General features: G+C 46.3%; 20 protein-coding genes. 15 read left to right on the forward strand and 5 right to left on the reverse strand.

Features of this window, described 5'->3' with window-relative positions; all coding sequences use genetic code 11:
- Positions 1 to 15 precede the first annotated feature (15 nt).
- Positions 16 to 537 carry a PRC-barrel domain-containing protein gene (locus MHB46_RS21760; protein WP_013311530.1) on the forward strand — a complete coding sequence of 174 codons (522 nt, stop codon included), beginning with the start codon at positions 16 to 18 and terminating at the stop codon, positions 535 to 537.
- A 10-nt stretch (positions 538 to 547) separates the two neighbouring features.
- Entirely contained in the window at positions 548 to 760 is a 213-nt protein-coding gene (locus tag MHB46_RS21765) for a hypothetical protein (RefSeq protein WP_013311529.1), read from the forward strand.
- A gap of 167 nt (positions 761 to 927) precedes the next feature.
- Here MHB46_RS21765 and MHB46_RS21770 read toward each other — a convergent pair whose 3' ends face one another.
- Positions 928 to 2,901: a methyl-accepting chemotaxis protein gene (locus MHB46_RS21770; protein ID WP_341163387.1), complete on the reverse strand. Its 1,974-nt coding sequence runs from the start codon at positions 2,899 to 2,901 to the stop codon at positions 928 to 930.
- A 211-nt stretch (positions 2,902 to 3,112) separates the two neighbouring features.
- Between MHB46_RS21770 and MHB46_RS21775 the strand changes: the two genes are divergently transcribed.
- The 11 genes from MHB46_RS21775 to MHB46_RS21825 all read left to right on the forward strand — a co-directional run bounded on the left by MHB46_RS21775 (position 3,113) and on the right by MHB46_RS21825 (position 16,597).
- Positions 3,113 to 4,180 (forward strand): AI-2E family transporter, encoded by a 1,068-nt coding sequence (locus tag MHB46_RS21775; protein ID WP_341163388.1) that lies wholly within the window; start codon positions 3,113 to 3,115, stop codon positions 4,178 to 4,180.
- A 351-nt stretch (positions 4,181 to 4,531) separates the two neighbouring features.
- Positions 4,532 to 7,165 carry an alanine--tRNA ligase gene (alaS, locus tag MHB46_RS21780; protein ID WP_322173558.1) on the forward strand — a complete coding sequence of 878 codons (2,634 nt, stop codon included), beginning with the start codon at positions 4,532 to 4,534 and terminating at the stop codon, positions 7,163 to 7,165.
- 136 nt (positions 7,166 to 7,301) lie between these two features.
- Positions 7,302 to 7,562 (forward strand): IreB family regulatory phosphoprotein, encoded by a 261-nt coding sequence (locus MHB46_RS21785; RefSeq protein WP_007431624.1) that lies wholly within the window; start codon positions 7,302 to 7,304, stop codon positions 7,560 to 7,562.
- A 9-nt stretch (positions 7,563 to 7,571) separates the two neighbouring features.
- On the forward strand, positions 7,572 to 7,988 hold the full coding sequence (ruvX, locus tag MHB46_RS21790; protein ID WP_341163389.1) for a Holliday junction resolvase RuvX: 417 nt from the start codon (positions 7,572 to 7,574) through the stop codon (positions 7,986 to 7,988).
- Positions 7,989 to 8,001: 13 nt separating this feature from the next.
- Entirely contained in the window at positions 8,002 to 8,304 is a 303-nt protein-coding gene (locus tag MHB46_RS21795) for a DUF1292 domain-containing protein (RefSeq protein WP_023989904.1), read from the forward strand.
- Positions 8,301 to 8,606, forward strand: a complete 306-nt coding sequence (locus MHB46_RS21800) for a DUF1292 domain-containing protein (RefSeq protein WP_068941975.1) — start codon at positions 8,301 to 8,303, stop codon at positions 8,604 to 8,606. The genes MHB46_RS21795 and MHB46_RS21800 overlap by 4 nt, the downstream gene beginning before the upstream one ends.
- A gap of 94 nt (positions 8,607 to 8,700) precedes the next feature.
- Positions 8,701 to 9,729: an endolytic transglycosylase MltG gene (gene mltG, locus MHB46_RS21805; RefSeq protein WP_341163781.1), complete on the forward strand. Its 1,029-nt coding sequence runs from the start codon at positions 8,701 to 8,703 to the stop codon at positions 9,727 to 9,729.
- Between the two features lie 11 nt (positions 9,730 to 9,740).
- Entirely contained in the window at positions 9,741 to 10,670 is a 930-nt protein-coding gene (locus MHB46_RS21810; protein WP_341163390.1) for a peptidase U32 family protein, read from the forward strand.
- 37 nt (positions 10,671 to 10,707) lie between these two features.
- Positions 10,708 to 12,039 carry a peptidase U32 family protein gene (locus tag MHB46_RS21815; RefSeq protein WP_165178713.1) on the forward strand — a complete coding sequence of 444 codons (1,332 nt, stop codon included), beginning with the start codon at positions 10,708 to 10,710 and terminating at the stop codon, positions 12,037 to 12,039.
- 224 nt (positions 12,040 to 12,263) lie between these two features.
- Positions 12,264 to 14,513, forward strand: coding sequence for a methyl-accepting chemotaxis protein (locus MHB46_RS21820; protein ID WP_341163391.1), 2,250 nt, complete (start codon positions 12,264 to 12,266; stop codon positions 14,511 to 14,513).
- Positions 14,514 to 14,821: 308 nt separating this feature from the next.
- Entirely contained in the window at positions 14,822 to 16,597 is a 1,776-nt protein-coding gene (locus MHB46_RS21825) for a peptidoglycan D,D-transpeptidase FtsI family protein (RefSeq protein WP_341163392.1), read from the forward strand.
- Here the strand turns inward: MHB46_RS21825 and MHB46_RS21830 are convergent.
- On the reverse strand, positions 16,585 to 17,739 hold the full coding sequence (locus MHB46_RS21830; protein WP_341163393.1) for an AI-2E family transporter: 1,155 nt from the start codon (positions 17,737 to 17,739) through the stop codon (positions 16,585 to 16,587). The genes MHB46_RS21825 and MHB46_RS21830 overlap by 13 nt on opposite strands.
- A gap of 179 nt (positions 17,740 to 17,918) precedes the next feature.
- On the opposite strand from MHB46_RS21830, the gene MHB46_RS21835 reads away from it, so the two are divergent.
- Positions 17,919 to 19,304 carry a polysaccharide deacetylase family protein gene (locus tag MHB46_RS21835; protein WP_165178709.1) on the forward strand — a complete coding sequence of 462 codons (1,386 nt, stop codon included), beginning with the start codon at positions 17,919 to 17,921 and terminating at the stop codon, positions 19,302 to 19,304.
- Positions 19,305 to 19,401: 97 nt separating this feature from the next.
- Here the strand turns inward: MHB46_RS21835 and ilvD are convergent, their stop codons facing one another.
- The 3 genes from ilvD to MHB46_RS21850 form a co-directional block, all read right to left on the reverse strand.
- Positions 19,402 to 21,090, reverse strand: a complete 1,689-nt coding sequence (gene ilvD, locus MHB46_RS21840; RefSeq protein WP_023989895.1) for a dihydroxy-acid dehydratase — start codon at positions 21,088 to 21,090, stop codon at positions 19,402 to 19,404.
- A gap of 343 nt (positions 21,091 to 21,433) precedes the next feature.
- Positions 21,434 to 21,682, reverse strand: coding sequence for a KGG domain-containing protein (locus tag MHB46_RS21845; RefSeq protein WP_023989894.1), 249 nt, complete (start codon positions 21,680 to 21,682; stop codon positions 21,434 to 21,436).
- Between the two features lie 176 nt (positions 21,683 to 21,858).
- Positions 21,859 to 22,893 (reverse strand): acyltransferase family protein, encoded by a 1,035-nt coding sequence (locus MHB46_RS21850; protein WP_165178708.1) that lies wholly within the window; start codon positions 22,891 to 22,893, stop codon positions 21,859 to 21,861.
- A 315-nt stretch (positions 22,894 to 23,208) separates the two neighbouring features.
- Between MHB46_RS21850 and MHB46_RS21855 the strand changes: the two genes are divergently transcribed.
- The gene (locus MHB46_RS21855; RefSeq protein ID WP_061829271.1) at positions 23,209 to 24,015 is read left to right on the forward strand and encodes an alpha/beta fold hydrolase; all 807 of its coding nucleotides are present in this window, start codon (positions 23,209 to 23,211) and stop codon (positions 24,013 to 24,015) included.
- Positions 24,016 to 24,027: the final 12 nt, after the last annotated feature.

Here is a 24,027-nt window from a genome sequence, read left to right on the forward strand (position 1 = left end):
GAGGTACCCTATAATATGAAGCTTCAAGATATGATCGGACTTGCCGTTTTCGATGTGGAGGACGGGAAGCAGATTGGCAAAATACATGACTTTATGGTGACAGCTGATTGGCGAATCACAGGGATCGAGTTGGAAGGAAAAGGGCTTTTTTCTTCTCACGTGAAAATGGTTGCTTGGGATGACATCGTTGCGTACGGTGAGGATGCGATCATGATTCGCAATCAGCAGGCTGTCCGTAAAACGGAGGCCCATGATATACAACATACGTACTTGCTTGGACCCGGTAAACTGAAGGATCTATCCGTGCTAACAGAGGAAGGGCTTATGCTCGGGCACATCTCGGATGTTTATTTTGACCAGGAAATGGGCAATAACATAATAGGCTTGGAAATCAGCGATGGTTTTGTATCGGATATTATAGAAGGGCGGAAATGGCTGCCCTGCACCGAAGATATGTCCATCGGGGAAAATGCCGTTATGGTTCCCCCGTTAAGCGAGCAGCGTCTGGAAAAAGCCATATATTCTGTTAATGGATAGGGTGAGTTTATTGAGATGTCCGAATTGTAATTCCAAAGATATCGGCAAAATCGGCTCCCATCAATTTTATTGCTGGGGATGCTTTATCGAACTTCAGGTGAATGGTGAAAAAATGTCTGTCTACCAAGTGGAAGAGGATGGAACGCTCAGTTCGCTGGACGACCTATTCTTTGGAGACGAGATGGCACAACAGGACTTGCCGCAAATTCATGCTTCTTCCTAAGCTTTGACACCGAAAGTGGACAGGCTGCTTACTAAGAGGTGTGATCTACATACGGCTTAGTAGGTTGGATAACGCTTGATAAAAACAACGAAGAGGGTGCCCCGAACGGCCATATGGCCGTTCGGGGCACCCTCTTTTGTATACCATATTTATGAAGATGGTTAGTTTTACAATTTAAAGCGTTTGACCTCTTCCAATAGAAGATCAGCGTGAGAATCGAGTTTGGCAGAAAGGTCGGCAATATTGTTCATGGCATGACCTTGTTCTTGTACAGAAGAAGCCACTTCCTCTGTAGATGCTGCACTTTGTTCAGAAACAGCGACAACGCTGGAAATGACATCGGAAATATGTCCAGCATTCACACGGAGATGATCTGCGGCGGCGGTAACGTCCTCAATTTGGGCAAGCATATGCTGAGAAGCCCCACGAATGGATTCAAACGCCTGTCTCGTCGCAATGGCAGCATGCTCCTGTTCTACTGTTACAGCAAGTGCTTTCTTCATTTCCTCTGCGCTTTGTACTCCTGCAATTTTAATTTCTTCCAGCTTCCTCATGATACTGTCACTGGAACTGCCCGCTTGCTCAGCCAGCTTTCTCACTTCTCCCGCGACGACGGCAAAACCTCGTCCGTGTTCCCCGGCCCGTGCTGCTTCGATGGATGCATTGAGGGCCAGCAGGTTTGTTTGTGCGGCGATATCGTGAATGGCCCCGGCCAGGCGCTCAATATCCTGAGTTTTCAGCGCGAGCGAATCTACGGCTTCTCCTGCCGCAGTCGTCGTTTGTCTGGACTCGGCGGCCAGTTTCGCTTGACGTTCTGCTGTTTCATACCCTGCGAGCACGGCAGAATCTGTTTCGAATACAGCAGTTTGGGTCCGTTTGACACTTTCGCCAATCTGGTCGATGGAGCCTGTCATGTGAGTCAGCTTCTCAGAGCCGGAATATACAGCCTCAGCTTGATCGCTCGCTCCTTGGGCAAGCTCCTGAACTGCACTGGAGATTTGTGACGCGATGGTTCCAGTATCCTTAGCGTGCTGATGCATATCATGGGAAGCTGAGCTGACATCGCCCGCCGTATCTGATACCTTGCGCAACAGGTGAGAGAGATTATCAGACATGATATTAAAATCTGTTCCCAGGCTGGCAATTTCATCTTTACCCTTAACATCTACGCGAGCGGTCATATCACCTTCAGCTATACGTTTGACATTCGCTTGGAGTCTGCGAATCGGCTTAATAAAGTTGTTTGCCGCCCAGATTGCCAGCAGCATAGCGACGACCAAGATGATAGCAACCGTAATAATCAACGTATTACGAGTGGAGTAATACTCCTGAAAAGCAATTTCTTTGGAAATAGACAACCCTACAATCCAGCCTGTGCTAGGCATCTTTTTAAAATAAAGCTGACGGTCACTTCCATTGTAGTTATAGTCTGTTCTTCCCGAAGCGGCGCTCAGCAGGTCCGCGGTTGATGAGCCCAACTCGGGGGTGTCCTTGAGGTTTTTGCCAGCCAGCTTGTTGTCTGGGTGCGCGATCACGGCTCCATTTTGGTCAATCAGAAATGCGTAGCCCAATCCGTTCAGGTCTATGCTTTTAATCATTTTTGTCATATCGTTGAGCATAATATCCTCGCTGACCACACCAGTGACGGAGCCATTCGAATTTTTGAGAGGCTTTGCAATAGAAATGGTGAAATTCGTACTATTTGCATCAATGTACGGGGACGAGTAATACATTTCTCCCTTGGTTTTGGCATCCTTGTACCACGGTCGAACGCGAGGATCATAACCTGCTTCAAACCAGCCAGATCCATCCCAGTAGGATCCATCTTCAAAGCCTGCGTAAATATTGGAAATATTTTGATCTTTATAGTTTTGAAAGGCTGCTTTCAGAGATACGGCTTTGGCATCTGATGAAATATCGCTGGATTCCAGGCTCGCAGCCAGTGTTTCAATAATTTTGGCGTTACCACCTATCCATCCGTCGAGCTGATTGACGGTTTCGGAGGTTTTGCTGTTCATAAGCTCTTGGATATCATGGTTGGCCTGATTTTTAACGCTTGTCATGCTAATGATCGACAATGGCCCAGCTGCAACGATAACAATACAAGTAAAAAGGAGAATAAGCTTGATTTTTAAGTTCATGTAACGACCCCCGATGTTTCAGAAATGTGAAAGCTTAAAGTAGTGCTTTGTACTTATATCGTCAGATGGAATGACTTTGTTAATTGTTTTCATTCGTTTTCATCATTTTTTTACAATGGTAATCTATAGGGCAATCCAGACTTGCGGGAAGGATTAAAGTGGAGGTACAGGCATATACTTAAAGGAGGCTAGTCCAGTAAGGGGGCACGAAATGGAGCAATTAACGAAAAGTAGACTGTTCCGGTACGGAATATGGACGCTGCTGGGACTTGTCATTCTATATTTTATCTGGCTGCTGCGACCTTTGTTTTTGCATTTGTATGAATTTCTGAAAACAATCATTGCTCCGTTTGCGGTAGCGATGATCATCTCCTATGTACTTAATCCCGTTGTTAGTATGCTGGGCGGTCGCAAGGTGCCTCGAAGCGTAGCTGTGCTGCTCATCTATGCTGTGTTTTTAGCCAGTCTCGTTGTGATTCTGATGAACCTGATTCCGATGTTCATTGAACAACTGGATGAGCTGAATGAGCATCTGCCTGAGCTGACCATGCATGCACAGGGATTAATGACGAGTATGGATAGCGGCATTTTGCCCCAAGGGGTGCGAACGGGTATGAATCAATGGTTTTTCCAACTAGAGAATCGGATGGCAACAGGGATTTCTACCTTTATGGATAACATCGGCGGGATGATCAACATGCTGTTCAATGTGTTTATTGTACCGTTCCTCATTTTTTATATTTTGAAGGATTTTGATGTGTTCGAGCGGACGATTGTGTCTTACCTCCCGCGTTCTCGTCGCAAGGCGATTGTAACGGTACTTAAGGAAATTGATCAGGCGCTTGGCAACTATGTCAGGGGACAATTGCTGGTATGCGTCATTATTGGAGTGATGGCTTATCTCGGCTATATGCTCATTGGCATGCCTTATGCGCTGTTGCTGGCAGGAGTGGTTGCGGTTTTTAACATCGTTCCGTATTTGGGCCCCTTTTTGGGAGCTGCTCCGGCAGTAGTCATGGCTTCTACGGTCTCCTTAAAAATGATGCTTTTGGTCGTGGTCGTTAACACCTGTATTCAAGTGTTGGAGAGCAATGTCATCTCTCCCCAGGTGGTGGGACGAACGTTGCATCTGCATCCGATAGCCATTATTTTCGCTCTGCTAGTGGGTGGGGAAATTGCGGGAATTACCGGCTTGATTTTAGCGGTTCCCGTGATGGCGGTTTTAAAGGTAGGACTTCAGCATTTTTTTGCTTATTATGTGAAGCGGAAAACAATCTGATTTTGTCCATACACCGTATGTATCTTGTCTGAAATCGCGTTGACACGGCTAAATGACACGGATATACTGAATTGAGTATGTTTAAATGTGTTTATCCAGTAGGGAAAGCTCATTTCGAAGTGCGGGCTGAACCCGCCGGGATGCTCCCGTTACCAGTGAAAACAAGGCGATCGATCGTCCGTTAAGCAAATGTTGGTGTGCAGCTTGCGCATGGGCATTTCGTACAGAGGGGACGGCGTTAACCAGGGTGGTACCGCGATACAATCGTCCCTGATCCGTTCAGGGGCGTTTTTCTGTTTTTTTATGGCCAGTGCCAGGAACCAGTGACACCATAATTAGGAGGCTACTTATATGAAAGCTAGTGAAATCCGCTCCAAATGGCTGGAGTTTTTTGAAAGCAAGGGACATGTGATTGAACCAAGCGCACCGCTTGTTCCACATAAAGATCCTTCTCTGCTGTGGATTAATGCGGGTATGGCGCCGCTTAAGCCTTATTTTGACGGACGTGTGAAGCCGGAAAATCCGCGTATTGCCAATTCGCAAAAATGTATCCGGACGAACGACATTGAGAATGTCGGTAAAACGCGCCGTCATCATACTTTTTTCGAAATGCTCGGCAACTTTTCCATTGGTGACTATTTTAAGGAAGAAGTCATTACATGGGCATGGGAGTTTCTGACGGATCCAAAATGGATTGGTTTTGATCCGGAACGTCTGGCTGTAACTGTGTATCCTGAGGATGAGGAAGCGTACAAGCTGTGGAACGAAAAAGTTGGACTTCCTGCCGAGCGTATCATCAAACTGGAAGATAACTTCTGGGATATCGGTGAAGGCCCTTGTGGACCTTGTACGGAAATCTTTTATGATCGTGGCGAAGCCTACGGCAGCGACATGACGGACCCTGAAATGTATCCGGGGGGAGAAAATGAGCGTTATCTGGAAGTGTGGAACCTCGTATTCTCACAATTCAACCATAACAAAGACGGCAGCTATACGCCGCTTCCGAACAAAAATATTGATACAGGGGCTGGATTAGAGCGTTTTGCATCCATTTTGCAAAATGTGGATTCCAACTTTGATACGGATATCTTCCAGCCACTAATCCAAAAAACAGCCGCGATGGCAGGAGTAAAATATAACGAAAATGTGGACAGTGACGTGGCTCTTAAGGTTATTGCTGACCATGTCCGCACCGTAGCTTTTGCAATTGGTGACGGTGTGCTGCCTTCTAATGAAGGACGGGGTTACGTGATCCGCCGTTTGCTGCGCCGGGCTGTGCGCTATGGAAAAATGCTCGGCATGAACCGTCCATTTATGTTTGAGCTGGTGGAAACCGTTGGGGATGTCATGGGTGTGTATTACCCTGAGGTAGTGGACAAGCGTGATTTCATCATCAAAGTGATCAAAACAGAAGAGGAACGCTTCCATGAAACACTGACAGATGGATTGGCCATTTTGTCCGATATCAGTGCTCAGGCGAAAGCCGAAGGTCGCAATGTCATTAGCGGAGCAGATGCCTTCAAACTGTATGATACGTACGGTTTCCCGTTCGATCTCACAGAGGATTATGCGGACGAGCAAGGCTTGAAAGTAGACCGTGAAGGTTTTGATGAAGCGATGCAGGAGCAACGCAAACGTGCCCGTGATGCTCATCAGGACAGCGCCAGCATGAAGATTCAGGGCGGAGCTTTGTCCGATCTGGCGGTTAAAAGTGAATTTGTTGGATATAATGACCTCATAACTGAGTCTAAAATTGTGGCGATTGTATATGAAGATGCACTGGTGGACAGTGTTAGTGAAGGGCAGTCTTGTCAGGTCGTGCTGGATGTGACTCCTTTCTATGCCGAAAGCGGAGGACAAGTCAGTGACCAAGGCTTGCTGCGTGGAGGTACGGTAACCGCGAAGGTCGAAGGGCTGTTTAAGGCGCCACAAGGTCAGCATGTGCATCAGGTTGTTGTAGAAGCCGGTGAGCTGACCGTTGGCGATACGGTGAAAGCAGAAGTAGATCAAGCTTCACGTGGAGAAATAGAGAAAAACCATACGGCTACACATTTGCTTCACAAAGCGCTTAAAGAAGTGCTGGGTGACCATGTCAATCAGGCGGGTTCTTTGGTAGAGCCTGGGCGTCTGCGTTTTGACTTCTCCCATTTTGGAAGCATTACACCAGAAGAGCTGGCGGATATTGAACTGCGTGTAAACCGTGCCATCTGGAGCCAACTGGACGTTAATATTGAACTGAAACCGATTGATGAAGCCAAGGCTCTCGGAGCAATGGCGCTGTTCGGTGAAAAGTATGGAGATATCGTACGGGTCGTTAAGGTAGGCGATTACAGCATTGAACTATGCGGTGGCTGTCATGTCAGCAATACTTCGCAAATTGGCTTGTTCAAGCTTGTCAGCGAGAGCGGCATTGGATCAGGTGTACGTCGTATTGAAGCGGTGACCGGACGTTTTGGCTTTGAATATATGGAAGGTCAATTAGAGCTGTTGAAGGTGTCGGCTGGGCTTGTAAAATCCAAGCTGTCTGAGGTACCTAAGCGTATCGAATCTTTGCAGCAACAAATTAAAGACCTCAGTCGTGAAAATGAATCGCTGCAAAGCAAGCTGAGCGTTATTGAGGCAGGCCAGCTGACCGATCAGGTCGTGCAAGCAGGCGGGGTGCAGCTGTTGGCTGCACGCGTGCAGGCTTCCAGCATGGATGCGTTGCGTGCGATTGCTGATGAACTGAAAGGGAAACTTCCGGCTGCTGTGCTGGTGCTCGGCGCTGCAATGGACGACAAAGTTAATTTTGTCGTAGCAGTTCCGGCAGAGCATACCAAAGCTGGACTTCATGCAGGCAAGCTCGTGAAAGAAATTGCTGCCGTATGTGGTGGCGGTGGTGGCGGACGACCTGACATGGCGCAAGCCGGTGGTAAGGATGCCAGCAAGCTGGACGAAGCACTTCAACGTGCGCATGAACTGGTGTCGGCAGCCTCACAAGGATAAAGTTCGATAATTTTTGCGGATTTTTGGGAAAAAACGGGCTTAGATATTTCCTTGTAGGGCTTTGCTTATGGTATGATGTAAAAGAATAAGCTGGCATAAACATGTACACATGTTTTGTGGAAGCGAGGTGTCAACAATGGATTCCATGGACAAAACGGTCAAATTTAATGTCAAGGCAGATGAGAAGGAAGCTTCTGCTCAGGAGATTTTGTTGACCGTATATGATGCGCTGGTGGAAAAAGAATACAATCCGATCAATCAAATCGTCGGCTATTTGCTATCCGGTGATCCGGCTTATGTGCCACGGCATAATAATGCCAGAAGCCTGGTACGTAAAAAAGAGCGCGATGAGTTGATTGAAGAATTGGTTCGTTTCTATCTCGCCAAGCACCGTTAGGAGACAGGCATGAAAGTAATGGGATTGGATTACGGGGATCGCCGAATTGGGGTCGCCGTAAGTGATGCCTTCGGCTGGACCGCCCAAGGATTGGAAGTCATAGAACGACGCGGTGACGACAGCGAGTTCGGTAAAATTGCAAATTTGGTTCGTGACAATGAGGTCAGCGAGGTTGTTGTAGGCTTGCCGAAAAACATGAACGGAACCGTGGGTCCACGCGGTGAGATTTGCATCGAGTTTGCGAACCGACTCAAGGAGTTACTGGGTTTACCCGTTCACCTTTGGGATGAACGGCTGACGACGCGTTCGGCGGAGCGTACGCTTCTGGAGGCCGACGTCAGCCGAAAAAAACGCAAGCAGGTGGTAGATAAACTGGCCGCAAGCCTGATCTTGCAAAACTATTTGGACGCACACAGTACAAGGTGAGGGGGATTTCGTAATGGCTGAAAATCAAGTGGGTATGGAAGAAGAGCCGGAAATTATTTATATTGCCGATGACGAGGGCAACGAGGAAGAGTTCGAGGTCATTATGAAGTTTGAGGTAGATGGTTCCGAAGCGAAGTACATGATGGTTGCGCCAGTGGACCCTGAAGCTGATGAGTCCGATGTGTACGCCTTCCGTTACGAGGAAGAAGGCGATGATATTAAATTGTTTGTGATCCAAGACGATGCCGAATGGGAAATCGTCGAAGAGACCTTTAATACATTTGTAGAAGAAGATGAAGAGGAAGACGGGAAATGACGATCTATTCACGTGAAGACCTGAGTTGGACCTCTGATTTGAAGGAAACGTTCGACGGCGATGTAGAGCTGCAGGATGAACAGGGCCATGCGATGCGCATGGAATTGGAAGCAGAGTTCAAGGTAGGTGAGCAACGGTACGCCGTATTGCGTAGACCTGGGGCTGCTGTTGGCGAACATGAACTTTACCATGTAAGCTCATCCACAGACGGCGAAATCTCCATCACCACCATTGAAGATGATGATGAGTGGGAAGATATTTCCGAACTGTACGATGAATGTACGTTGCCGGAAGAACTGTAAGTCTGGATAACGATGAGATCAAACCTGAAAGGGCGGACCAGTCCGCCCTTTTTGGCTGTGAAGGAGTTGGGTGGATGTGAAGCGAAGGACAAGGATGTTTACGTTATTTCTACTGCTTATCATTATAGCAGGAGGTGCAGCCCTCTATATCTGGAATGCCATGCAGCCTGTTCAGCCCCAAACACAACCCGTTGCTTTTACGGTGGTGCAGGGAACAGGAACATCGGCTATTGCAGATACGCTGGAGCAAAAGGGACTTATACGTAATGCGCTCGTGTTTAAGGCTTATGTAAAATTCAAACAGCAAGGAAGCGCATTTCAGGCCGGAAAATATGAGGCGCAGCCTGGCGCAACCTTTGATCAGTTGATTACTAAGTTATCGGCCGGAGATGTTGTCAAAGAGGAAATGATTCGTTTTACAATCCCGGAAGGTTTTACGATTAGACAGATGGCTGATAAGCTGCAAAAGGAAGGATTGACAGATCGGCAGCAATTTTTGCAGCTGGCCAACGATCCGTCCTCTTTTGACGTCGCGCTAGTGCGGGACATTCCAAAGCAGGCGGGGCTTCGCTATGCGCTGGAGGGCTATCTTTTCCCGGAAACCTATGAGCTGAAAAAGGGCAGTACGGCCAAAGATATTATACAGGTGATGCTGGAACAGACACAAAAGCGGTTGGAAACTGTTGCCGATTTGGATGCGAAGCTGAAACAGCGGGGTGAAACGCTGCATCAACTGCTGACAGTTGCTTCTCTCGTAGAGCGCGAAGTGGTTGTGGAAGATGAGCGGTCTGTAGTAGCTGGCGTCATTTATAACCGGCTCAAACAGGGTAAGAAGCTGGAAATTGATGCTACGGTTCAATATATGCTGGACAAGCAAAAAGAACGGCTGTATTACAAGGATTTGGCTGTGGAAAGCCCTTATAATACGTATTTGCATCTGGGACTTCCGCCAGGGCCGATTGCAAGTCCCAGTCTAAACTCAGTGATAGCGGCTTTACAGCCAAAAGCTACAGATTATTTATTTTATGTGACCAAAAAAGATGGGACACATGAACATTTGTTTGCCAAAACGTATAAAGAACATTTGCATAACATTCAGGTAAGTAACCGTAAGACAAATTAGGAGGTGAGCCTATGGCTTACAAACCCGAACTACTGGCAACTGCCAGCTCTCCGGAGGATGCCCGCCATATGCTGGAGGCTGGAGCTACTGCATTACTTATTGGAGATGACCGCTTTGGAATGCGGCTGCCGGGACATTTTACACCTGACCAAATCCGTGAAGTGGTGGAAGAGGCACGCAAGCATACGGCACAGGTATATGTATCCATGACGAATTTGATGACGAACGAGCTATTGCCGCTCCTTCCCGAATATGTGCAGACCCTAGCTGGATGCGGCATAGATGCCATTGAGTTTAATGATCCCGCAGTGCTCATGGCCGTGAAGGAGTATACTCCGCATCTTAAGCTGTTCTGGAACGGTGAGATGATCTCCACCAACTTCGCAACCGCCAACTATTGGGGTGAAAAAGGGGCTTCCCGGGTCATTTTGGCTCGTGAGCTCAGTATGGATGAAATTACCGAAATGATACCAAAGTTGAACATAGAAGCACAGGTTCAGGTACATGGTATGACCAATATTTATCACTCCAAGCGTAAGCTTGTTCAAAGTTATATGCTGCATCAGGGACGTAATGTAGAAGGTGATTTGGGTAGAGGGCGCGGCTTGTTTCTGATTGAAGCAGAGCGGAAGGAAGAAAAGTTCCCCATCTACGAGGATATTAATGGGACACATATTATGAGTTCAGATGATTTTTGCATCATGGAGGACCTGCATATTCTAATGGAGGCGGGCGTGCATAGCTTTAAGATCGAGGGCTTATTGAAACCTACGGCTTACAATGAGGCGGTTGTTCGTGCTTATCGTAAAGCAATAGATACTTATACAGCTGACCCGGATGCTTATGCTTATGATGAAAGCTGGCTGGATGAAGTTCGCCGTCTTCAAGATCCAGAACGGGAACTTTCCTTCGGATTTTTCTATAAAGAGCAGGTTTATTAATTTTAAAATGAATTGAATTCACAGAGGGGGGAACGTCATGGGGACGATAACCAAAACGAGGAAATATATAGGTAAACGGAATCGTCTGGATAAGCCGGAGCTGTTGGCTCCTGCCGGAAATCTGGAAAAGCTGAAGTTTGCCGTTCACTATGGCGCGGATGCTGTATATATTGGTGGACAAAAATATGGTCTGCGTTCTAACGCCGATAATTTCAGTTTTGAAGAAATGCGCGAAGGTGTAGAATTTGCCAACAAGTACGGTGCTAAGGTGCTTGTGGCCACCAATATCTATGCCCACAATGAAGATATTGCCGGAATCGAGGAATACTTGCGCAATCTGTATGAGGCAGGAATTCATGCCGTTATTGTCGCTGATCCGGCTATTGTATCCGTGGCATTGCGTGCTGTTCCTGGATTGGAAGTGCATTTGAGTACGCAGCAGTCCACGTTGAACTGGCAAGCAGTAAAGTTTTGGAAAAACGAAGGACTACCGCGTGTAGTACTGGGGCGTGAGACCAGTCTGGAGGAAATCGAAGAAATTAAAAAGCATGTGGACATCGAAATCGAAGCTTTTGTCCATGGTGCGATGTGCTCTTCATTTTCCGGCCGCTGCGTGTTGTCCAATCACTTTACAGACCGTGATTCCAATCGTGGGGGATGTTGTCAGTCTTGCCGCTGGAAATATGATTTGTTTGAGGATGCCCGCCCAGGTGAGGTTTGGATATCTGAGGAAGAGGCACAGGAGAGCAATGCACTGAAACAGTTCCAGCTCGGTGTTAACCAGCTTCCACTGTTTGAAGAGAGCGATAATGCCTTTTCTATGGGTTCCAAGGATCTGTGTATGATTGAAAATGTTCCTGATCTGATTGATGTAGGTGTAGACAGTTTTAAAGTAGAGGGACGTATGAAGTCTATCCACTATGTGGCTACGGTCGTGAATGTCTATCGTCAAGCGATTGATTCCTATATGGCTGATCCTGAAAATTATGTGCTCAAACCAGAATGGATTGAAGAAATTAACAAGGCAGCCAATCGCCCGCTGAATACAGGATTTTTCTACGATACACCGGATCATGAGGATCATATTTATGAGCCGGAAGAAAAAGCAGTCCCTTATGATTTTGCTGGACTGGTTATGGACTACGATGCCGCAAGTGGCATCGCAACTATTCAACAACGGAACCATTTTAAACCCGGTCATGAAATTGAATTTTTCGGCCCGAACGGAACATTTTTTAAACAAACGGTCGAAACGATCTGGGATGAGGAAGGCAACGAATTGGATGCTGCTCGTCACCCGCTTCAACGAATTAGAATGAAGGTAGATCAACCCGTATCGTATTTTGATATGATGCGTAAAAAGAAGTAAATAAGCCTTAAGTCACAGACGAAAAGATTCAAAAGCCTCTCCTATCGGTTGGAGAGGCTTTTTTTTGAATAGTTTTCTAGGAAAAAAGTTTCACAAAATTTAGTTGATACTCAAAGGAAAGCTACATTCCTTGTCGAATAGTTCCGATAGAAGTTATATAGATAATAGATACATAATGGATGACGTGGAATTAGAAACTAATTATATGGTGGCAGGTGAGAGGAATGGGTTTACGGAAAAAAGAGGGGAATACAGTAAAAAGGCAACCCAAGAAAACGGATCAAATGCAGGGTTTGAAAGGCAGTAAAGTGACCACGGAAAAAGGGGAACAAGCGGGTGCGGTGTCTTCGAAGGTTGCCCCCTGGGTAGCTAAAGCGACTCGTAAAGGTACACACAATTTAAAGCGTTTACTTAAGCCGGAAAGGTACAGTAAAGATTTCATGCATTTGGTCAAAAACTATAATCCGATACGTTCGGTTGGAATGAAGTTGTTTCTGATCTTTTTTGCGGCAATTATGTTATTTGTGGTCAGCTTGGGGATGCTCTCATACTACAAGGCTAAAAGTACGATTGAGCAAAATGCAGCTACGGCTTATCAGCAGACCGTCCAGCAAACTTCAGAAAAGCTTGATATTATTCTAGAGCGCTTTCAAGACACATCGACACAGGTATTTTTCGATACTGAATTAAGTGATCAGTTGCAAAAGGCAGTAAAGCAAGATAAAAATCCCTTTGCATCTTTTGTTGCTATGGGCGAAGTGAATAAGAAGCTAACGAATCTTGCTTTTACGAATAAAGCGATTGATTCAATGTACTTGTACCCGGAAGAAACCAATTTAGCTGCTATGGGCACCGGAACACAAAAGGATGTACGGCAGGAAGCGTGGTTTAAGGATATTTTGAAAAACAAGGGAATGGTTTGGCTACCTACGCAGGTGAATGACAATGGCAGCAAGACCTTTCGTCTGGCACGCTCCATGAACAGCATGTCCGGGTTGGGAGGGACTTATGTTCTGGTTATGGATTTAAAGTCCAGTGCGGTGGAGGACGAGTTGAAAGGTGTTAATTTGGGCTCAGGCAGTATGATTAGCCTTGTGACAGACAAGGGTGAGTTTATAGGTTCTAACAATGAGAGCTTGGCAGGAGGAAAGACAAAGCTGGATTACGTTTCCAAGCTTGAAGGGATTGAAGGAAATCAAATTATGGAGCAGGTTGCAGATGGCAAAGAGCAAAATGTGCTTGCGGTTCATAATACGCTGGGAACTTCCAAATGGATTCTCGTGGGTGTAGTACCTGTATCTGAGCTGGTGAGAGACGCTAAGGGGATTCTAACCACGACCTGGATATTTGCTGCAGTGGCTGCACTCATTGCATTGTTCATTGGCCTGTGGATCGTGCGCCTCGTGGCTCGTCCATTGACACACCTAAAGGATTTAATGATCGAAGGCGCCAAAGGCAACTTGCAAATTCGAACGAACTATAAGGCTCAGGATGAAATTGGGCAGTTGTCAGAAAGCTTTGATATCATGATGGAGCAAATTACATTGCTGGTAGAGCAGACGAATGCCTCAGCTCAGGAGGTTCTGAATACAGCGACAGAACTAGGCGATGCCTCGAAGAAGACAGCCATTTCAGCTAAAGAAATTGCAGCAGCAACGGAAGAAATTGCTCATGGAGCCGCCAGTTTGGCAACAGAGGCTGAACGTGGTAGCGGACTAACCGGGAATATATCTCAGCAAATGGATACGGTGATGGCTTCCAATCATGAAATGAGTCTGGTCGCACAAGAAGTTGAACAATCCAGTGAACAAGGGACAGTTCAACTGAAAAATCTATTGAGCAAGACTAAGGTTACGGAAGAAACTACGCATGCTCTGGTAGGCAAAGTAGATGAACTGAAGAAGACAACTTCCGATGTCTTTAAGGTGCTGGACGTATTACAGGATATTGCGAAACAAACGAATATTCTATCACTGAATGCGACGATTGAAGCGGCACGAGCGGGGACGTCGGGGCGTGGTTTTATGGTGGTAGCTAATGAGGTTCGGCAGTTGGCTGAACAATCACGTCAAGCTATTCGTACGGCTACAGGCATTACTAACAACATCGTCAATGAAATGAATGAAACGGTACAGGCATTATCTGAGGTGTATCCGCTGTTCCGGGAACAGATGGGAGCCGTGCAGGAAACAACGGACATTTTCCAATCGGTGCAGCAGCAAATGGGAGAGTTCGCGCTACGATTGGGAACGGTTACCGCCTCCATTCATCATCTGAGTGAATCGCAGACCACTTTGTCCGAGGCAATGACCAATGTAAGTGCGGTGGCCGAGCAATCCTCGGCTACTTCGCAGGAAGTCGCTTCGCTCAGCACTGAGCAGGCCAATATCGGTAATCAACTAGTAGGTTTGTCGGATAAGCTGGAAGGAGTATCGGTGAATTTGAAGGAACAGCTTTCGCGGTTTACGGTGTAGATATAACAAAACCATGGGAATCAGGAATGTCACTGATCTCCGTGGTTTTGTACTTTTTATTTGGATGTGCTTAAAAATCCCTCAAGAAGGAAAGCAAAAGATGAATACAAACACAAAGGTAGCTTGGGTTGTGCTGGCCATTACTATTTTTATTACGTTTTTTTATTCGTTAGACGAGATTTTAGATTGGAGTCCAGAAGCAGACATCACAAGATACAAATAAATTCGGAAACCCATTCACGTTAAAAGTTGAGTGGGTTTTCTTTTTCAACTACAGGACATACTACTGGAAAAATGATGAAAGAAGGATGGGTGTGCCGAGGCGTGGTAGCAGTTTCATACGAAAACGTCGAATTGCATATATGGCCTTGGGGGTGATGGCGCTACTGCTGATTTTATTATTCCGACTGGCTTGGATTCAGGGGACAGCGGGCATTCATATGTCTGTTTATGGAGGGCATTCGCTTAGGGAAATGTCAGCACGTCAGCGACAGGAGGGCATTTCTATCGACTCTGGACGTGGACAGTTTACGGACCGGCATGGGCAACCCTTGACTGGCGAAGTCGTATGGGCGCCAGTGCTTTTTCCCGATGTAGATGGCAAAGCGGCTATACATGGCGAAGAACTGGCCGAGCTACTGCGTACGAGTAAGAAGCAACTACTGACACGCTGGAAAGGACTGCAATCCCCGCTCATATGGCGTGATGGGGGTGGAGAGCCCGTACAAATCAATCCGAATGAAGCAGGCAAACTGCTGAAGCTAGCCCCTTCGCTTATTGAGCTTGTACCTTATGCGAAACGTTACAGGGATTTGCCCAATGGCAGGCAATGGCTTGGCTTTCTGTATAATCGTGCCGACCGAGCGAGTGAACTGCCGATGGGGGCAGCCGGGCTGGAAAGAACGCTGGAGCCGCTACTGAGCGGCGTCGGTGAAACGTTCGTCTCCCGATTTGTAGATGCGCAGCGTCGTCCATTGACTCATGTACCGCTGCGTGTCAGTGCTCCATCCAATGGTCACTATCCATTACAGGTACAGACTACAATTGATCTACCTATACAGGAACAGATTGAAAAGCTGACGGAATCTAGTCATTTGGCAGAAGGGGCGGTGGTAGTGCTCGATGCAGGCAACGCGGATGTACTGGCGATGGTGTCTCGCCCTTTTTATAATCCCGGTCATGTTGATCCCCAGAAAAAAACAGACTGGTCTAATCGTGCACTTAAGGCGATAACGCCTGGTTCCATTTTTAAGTTGGTTACGGCTGCTGCTGCACTTGAATCAGGTGTTGTCCAACCGCAGGAACAATTCCATTGTCATGGAACTTATGGCAAGTACGGTTTGGCTTGCTGGAAAAAAGAAGGACACGGTACCCTGAACCTGGAGGAAGGGCTTGCCGTATCCTGTAATAGTGTGTTCGCTCATCTCGGTGAACGGCTTAATCCTGAGCAAATTCAGGCCACAGCCTCTGCACTAGGATTGGGCCGAACTGTGGGCTGGCAGGAGCGGAATCTTGCAGGACTACCTCAATTCAGACCGCTGGATCACGAAGAAAAGGGAGCCGTATTCGGCCCCCATACGAACGCGTCTGATCCGGGCGTACGTGTACAGACAGCTATCGGTCAGCGCGATGTGCTGGTAACGCCTCTCCAAGCTGCTAATCTCATCGTCACCTTGCTGCACGATGGTCAAGTACATGCACCACGCCTCGTCAAACGCATCAGCTACGCAGATGGTAGCACCTTACTGGAACTACCTGCTCATGCTGCACCTTCACCCGAGGGCAGCCGCTTGATTCACACATCGACGGCTCGCACGCTTCGTGAAGCAATGGAAAAGGTTGTGACACAGGGGACGGGTGCCTCCTTGCGTAGTAAATCATGGAATCTGGCCGGCAAATCAGGTACGGCCCAAGCTTTGAAGAACGGTCACCCTATCAATCACCAGTGGTTTATAGGGTATGGTCCGATAGAGCAGCCTCGTTATACGGTCGCCGTCCTTGTACAAAATGCTTCAACACATTCTGCAAATCAAGCTACAGCACTGTTTGGTCAAGTAATGGATCTGTTAGCTCAATCCTCCTGAGTTCCACGGGTAGCTTCACGATCTTCCTCCTGGATTTTAACGATAAACGGAGGCTCGTCAAATTCCTCTGTCGGAAAGCGAATCCATTTCTGCAGATAGCCTTGCTGCCACAATTCCTTGAGCAAAATGATCAGAATGGGAGACAGGATTAATCCGGCTAGTCCAAAGATGGACAACGATATAATGGCAAAGGAAAGCATCAGATAGGCAGATGAAACACCGATGGAATTACCAGTGATTTTAGGCTCTGCCAGCTGGCGGACGATCACCGTGACAGCCATGACAATAAGCAGACCTACAGCCAGGCCGGTATTGCCTGTGATGAACAGATACACTGCCCATGGAATAAAAATAACAGGCACACCCAACAAGGGCAGGATATCAAACAAAGCTGCCACGAGCGCCAATGAGAGGGCATTATCCACTTGCAAAATGAGTAAACCTATAAATACGAGAACAAAGGTAATCCCTACCAGTAGAGCTTGAGCCTTGAGAAAAGCGGAGATAGCTTTAAGTACGTGATTTTTCAGAAAAAGGTAAGCAGTTTTTAGTGTCTTGGGTGTTTTACTACGGGCAATTCCCTTCCAAAGATTAATTTCCATACTTAAAAAGAACGCTAAAATGATCGCAACCGCAAAGTTGCCCATAAAAACAGTGAAAGAACTGAGGAACTGTATGAAAAAGGATAATCCTAGCTGTGCCCATTTCGTAGCAATGGTGGTGGCAGTCGCAAAATATTCATTCACACGTTCGGTAACACCTGGAGGTAAAGCAGCGATTTTATCTTGAGAAAGATGAAGATACCGCGTGAATTCCGCTTGGATAATCTGAGTATATTGTGGGAGGTTTTGCGCGACTTTCGTAAATTGCGTAACCAGAATCAAGCCCAATCCGAAAAAAATAGCAAGTAAAAGGATGATAAACAGCAATACGGAGAGTGCGGAGGCAAAAGGCTTTTTCATTCCTTTCCGATGAAAATAACGGGCTGCAGGTTCAATGCACCAGAACACGACAAACGAAAGGAACACAGGTGCGGCAAGTTGATAGAGTTTGCTGGATACGAACATAATTAAATACACGGTTAATACGATCAGACCGATATCAAAAACGGTACGCCAATATTTTTTGTACAATGGAAGCATATGTATACAACGACTCCTTTTAGATTTTTATTTATTGTACACTAAATTGGACCTCAATGCTGACCATATGCAATAGCGAAATCTCGGCATGTTTGCGTCATTGTGATAACATATAAGTAAGTGAGTTTTCCTCAGGAAGCCTGCTTGGGGAGTTCAGAATAGAAAAGTGGGGATAAAACGTGCAGACTCTGCTGTTATGGATGTTTTACATTTCGACTTTTTATGCTTTTATTCCGGCGCTGGTTAGTCGTATATTTGGTTTCCGGGTGTTCAGGCGCGGCAAAAGTGAGCAAGAATATGCACTCACCTTTGATGATGGCCCTGATCCAGTGTATACATCACAGCTGCTTGATTTACTGAAGCGTTTTGATGCCAAGGCTACTTTTTTTGTTGTTGGGATGAATGCAGAAAAACACCCTGAACTTCTGAAACGCATGCATGATGAAGGTCATCTGATCGGTATTCATAATTATGTGCACAAATCGAATTGGCTTATGCGGCCTGTTACGGTCAGAAGACAAATTGCCCAGACAGAGTCAGTCATTCGTCGAGTAACTGGCGAGGGAACGACCTTTTATCGCCCCCCTTGGGGGATAGTGAACTTTTTTGATATTTCCAACACCCATGGTCGTCGAATCGTATTATGGTCCTCCATGTTCGGAGATTGGAAGGCAAGCATTGGAGCGAAACAATTGGCGGAGAGAATGCTCAAAAAGCTAAGGGGTGGCGAGGTGATGCTGCTCCATGACTGTGGTACGACATTGGGGGCAGACGCGGAAGCGCCCCAGAATATGCTAATCGCGCTGGAGAAGCTGCTGAGGGTCGCCCAAGAACGACAATTACGTAGCGTACGGGTGGATACATTGTTTTGCCGTCAGTCTGTCAATCAACCTACTGCCTCCGAGATGTTCAGTACGAGCTGGTCAAAAAGAACGCTGGTATGTGGATGGCTCCAGTATGAGCGGCTATTCCATGTTTTGTTTCGTCTTCGTCCCGTAAGTCAGGAGGATACGATCTTTTATTATCGTCGCCGTATCTATCATGGGCCAAATGTAAATATGGAGAACAGCAGGTGGCTAGAAAAAGGGGACCCGATAATTGAGCTTCATTTTGATAATAAAAAGTTATTTCAATTGGGTTCGACGGCAAAGTCGATGGTACATTTAGCTATTCAATTGGTTCGGATTGTGAAAAAACAACTTCCTGATCTGGCCCAACGCATTGTACATGATTCTGAAATGAAGGGTGTAAAGGCGATCTATGCAGTAAGTATGATTCATCGGGGACCAGAGAAGTTGGGATTTCAGGTTCGGGAGCTTCCCAAAGGACTGTTCAAGCATGTGTCCACTGTATATCTAAAGCTGTTATTTCGTGTTATTCATCCTTCGGGTTCAGAGCAATTGAGTGAAAAAAAAGATGTAATGGTACCGAAACTGATTGTGATGCCAATGGATACCTTGTTTGACCGTTTTCATCAGGGAGACTCACACTGCTCAGACGAAGCTCTTGAGCAAACAGCTCAGAGAGATGATGTCCATATACTCAACAGCGAAATGACTGAATAGCTAACCTAATGACCTAATAAAAAAGCCTCTCGATCCATTGTTAGGGATCGAGAGGCTTTTTAGCCGTTCATAAAGTAATCCTATCTTGGCAAAGCATTTAGATTTTCATAATTCCGCCGTTACTTGCGTTCGTCACCAGCTTGGAATAACGTGCCAGGTAACCCGTTTTCACCTTCGGCTCAAAGCCTTTCCAGTTGGCGCGACGACGTTCGAATTCTTCGTCCGTAATGTGGAGCTCAATCTTACGATTGTTCAAGTCCAGCTCAATGATATCGCCGTCCTCAACAAAAGCGATAGGTCCGCCTTCTGCGGCTTCGGGGGAAATATGACCGATGGAGATACCACGGGAAGCACCTGAGAAGCGTCCGTCTGTAATCAGACCCACCTTGGCACCAAGCCCCATGCCCACGATTTGTGAAGTTGGAGCGAGCATTTCAGGCATACCAGGTCCGCCCTTTGGACCTTCATAACGGATAACAACAACGTGTCCTTCATTAATTTTACCGTTGGCGATACCTGCCAGTGCATCTTCCTGTGAATCAAAGCAGATAGCAGGACCTTTGTGATAACCACCAACCGAAGGATCAACTGCACCGACTTTAATGATGGACCCTTGCGGTGCCAGATTACCGAATAATACAGCCAGACCGCCACGTTCAGAATAAGGGTTGTCCAGTTTATGGATAACGTTAGTGTCCAGAATTTCCTGACCCTCTACGTTTTCACGAATGGTTTTTCCGGTTACAGTAATACAGTCACCATGCAGTGCGCCCGGTTTCTTCAACAATTCATTCAGGACTGCGCTTACGCCGCCTGCATTATGAACATCCTCAATATGATAGTCGGAAGCAGGTGCCAATTTGGACAGATGAGGTACGCGGTTTGCGACTTCATTAATACGTTCGATAGGGTAGTCAACTTCTGCTTCATGGGCAAGTGCCAATGTATGCAATACGGTATTCGTGGAACCGCCCATTGCCATATCCAGTGCAAATGCATTATCAATAGCTTCTTTAGTCACGATATCACGTGGTTTAAGATCCAGCTTAATCAATTCCATTAATTGGCGTGCAGATTGTTTAACGAATTCTTTACGTTCTTCTGCTACTGCGAGAATGGTGCCGTTACCCGGCATAGCCAGACCCATCGCTTCTGCGAGACAGTTCATGGAATTCGCTGTGAACATCCCTGAACAGGAGCCACATGTCGGACAGCCATATTGTTCTAATTCAAGCAAGCTTTGATCGTCGATTTTACCAGCCTGATATGCACCTACGCCTTCAAAGACGGAGGTCAGGGAAATAGAGCGTCCGTTCTTGTCTTTACCAGCTTTCATAGGACCGCCGCTGACGAAAATAGTTGGAATGTTAACGCGCAATGCGCCCATCATCATGCCAGGGGTAATTTTATCACAGTTAGGAATACAAACCATGCCGTCAAACCAGTGAGCGGAAACGACAGTTTCCAGAGAGTCAGCTATAATTTCACGGCTCGGCAGAGAATAACGCATACCGATGTGCCCCATGGCAATGCCGTCATCTACACCGATGGTGTTAAACTCGAAAGGTACACCGCCTGCCTCACGAATGGCTTGCTTGACAATTTTGCCAAATTCCTGCAAATGGACGTGGCCCGGTACGATATCAATATACGAGTTGCATACCGCAATAAACGGTTTGTCAAAATCTTCTTCCTTGACACCCGCTGCGCGCAGCAAGCTGCGGTGTGGAGCGCGGTCAAAGCCTTTTTTAATCATATCGGAACGCATTTTCGTCTTAGCTGTCATGATGCTGGTTTCCCCCCAAAGTATAAAAATAGTATGGCGTTCAATGGACGCCGTAATAGCGCAGATGTTTTCTAAAGAGTCTATCATAGATGTGAGCTTTTTTCTACATATATGAAGATTTTGAAAAAGTACAAGAAGTGTTCTGTAATCAACAATATATAGATATGACTAGTTTTATTTGTCTATATATTGCATTTAGAAAAGGTTGAATTTGATTCTATTAGAAATATGTATACTGATAGGTTTGCGTATCAGGTAAAATATGAAAAGCCCATTTCGCAATAAAGCGGATGGGCTCAGGCTTGTTTTTATGTTAAAGGAGGGCGGAATATGACACTACACCTTAATTTCTGCCGCCTTTACGACCGATGTCTCTGTAGAAATTTTTGTCATGCGACTCAGCTGTAGCATCGCCGCCCTTTTTGCCGATTTCCTGATAAAATTCTTTATCATGAGAGTTTGCGGTTGCTTCCCCGCCTTTTTTACCAATCTCCTGATAAAATTCCTTATTGTGCTTCTTGGAAGTAGCTTCTCCACCCATACGACCTGCTTCTTCGCGACTCATTTTCCCCTGATTTTGATTACGTGCCATTACAAATCACTCCTTAATAAAAAAGTTGTTTTTTGTTGCGCGCATCCTTTACTTACCACATCACGCCTGTATGAAACAGGCTCTAAGTGGAGTAAAGAGAGGGTAGACTCGCTTACATGTTCGTCTGTGAGTGGGTTGTCGCGTGTTCAATGTTAAATAAAAAAGGGATAAAAAGATTACGCGGACCGTCTAAAAGGATAGGGAGCTGGCTTTAGCATCCACTCTACCTGTGGCTCAATCAGAGGTCTTGTTGCAGTTCGAACCCAAGGCATGGTCAACATACAGCACAGACCTGCAGCACACACTACAATCAACATGACTTCTACTGGAGTATCTATATATTCGTAGACTCCCTTTGCAACGACGGTACGGACGATCAAGCCATGGAGTAAAAAGACATATAGTGTCCGTCTTCCCATCTCAGTTATACGTCCTGTCACGGCCGGAACAAAGCTTAGAAACGCCATCGATGCTATCCATTGAACTCCATAAATGCCGATGCGGTAAATTCCTGCGTACCATTCGGTATGGCCCAATTCACCGTAAGTCATATTGCCATACAGCCAGCCTGCCGGGATGCCGAAATACGACGTTCCCGCCAGTACCATAAGCAGAAGAGATACAATCCCAGCGATTATGCGGACTGGTGTTGTGAAGAACCGTCGAACGTCCGCATAATTCAAATGATAACCTGCTACAAAGTAGGGCAAATAAACAAAGGTTCTGCATACGCTCAGCCATATACCATCCACAGGGAGATACCCGACAAGGATACCCAGCAGCACGGATATACCCAATTGGAGGACAGGTGGTATTTTCTGAAAAGTCAGCATCAGCAGTCTCCAACAGATATGGCTGGCAAGGAACCAGAGGAGCAGATAAGGAGCAAAGAACGAATGATGGATATGGGGAACGTGGAAGAGTGCAACATCCAAGATCGAATAAAGAGATTGAAAAATAAGATATTGCATACCGATCTGAAGCAGAACTTTTTGGCCTGCGGGTCCGGTCAAAGATGATTTGGCAAAGTAACCTGTAACGAGTACAAACAACGGCATATGGAACATGAATATCCAGCTGAACCATTGTTGGGCAATATGAAGTGAACCGACTAGAGGCTCCAGAGCATTTCCTGCAAATACGCATATGATCAACAGAAATCGCAGATTGAGAAAGAAGCTTTCCCCTTGTACATCATGGCTTGTCGTCATGTGTTTCCCCTCCGAACGGCTTCTGCCGACTAAACTATTTAAAAAATAATTCTTTACAAGGAACAAGGTACGATACTCTGGACTTTATCATTGTGATTTTTTTCACAACGGTAAGCGCTACCATGTCCTTATTATGTGGCGAAAGCTTGAACACGGGACAAAGATGGGCTAATACCTGGAAATGTATGCTGATTTGACCCTGTATGTACAACGATGTTACCCTAACAAGGCTATAGTTACGCTGATGAATACAGCGACACATTTTATATTCAAATTACGAATTTCGAGGTACAAAAGGCGAAAGGAACTTTTACAATGAGAAGAAGAACAAGAAGATCATACAATTCATATGGGACACGTGGTCCTCGGAAAATATGGAAAATTCTCTTAGGCATCCTGATTGTCATTGTACTGATCGCAGGGTGGGGGGCATGGAAGGTATTTACGCCTTATCAGCCTGATGAGACGGCGGCTGCTGCATTAGCCGAAGTAGCGGATGCTGTGAAAGTAAATGAACAAGAACATTGGGTTGGTTTTGAGCCTGTAAAAAGAAGCGGAACTGGAGTCATTTTGTATCCAGGGGCGTTGGTGAAGCCCGAAAGTTATGCGCCCTTAGCACGCCGTCTGGCGGAAAAGGGTCATCATGTGATCATTGCAAAAATGCCACTGAACCTTGCATTGATCTCCCCGGATTTAGCGAATGAAGTGCTAAAGGCATATCCGAAAGAAGCGTTTGTTATTGGAGGCCATTCGTTAGGGGGTGTGATGGCGGCCCGATATGCAGCTGCACATCCTGATCAGGTCAAAGGTGTATTTTTCCTCGCCTCCTACCCGGATAACAAGGGTAATTTAAAGGATAAAAATCTGCCCGTTATTTCTCTACTGGGAAGTGATGATGGAGTCGTCCAGATGGAAAATGTTCAAAGTGGAAGAACTTATTTACCGGCCAACACGCTGTATTTTACAGTCGAAGGGGGAAATCATGCCCAATTCGGCAGTTATGGTGTCCAAAAAGGGGATAATCCTGCAAAAATTAGCGCTGCCGAGCAATGGAATCAGACGGTAACGGCTTTACAGGACTGGATGAAAGAGAGTGTGGATGTGGCTGCTAAGAATCAGTAAAGGAGGTGTGCT

Source organism: Paenibacillus sp. FSL H7-0703, from assembly GCF_038003485.1.
Taxonomy (GTDB): Bacteria; Bacillota; Bacilli; order Paenibacillales; family Paenibacillaceae; genus Paenibacillus; species Paenibacillus polymyxa_B.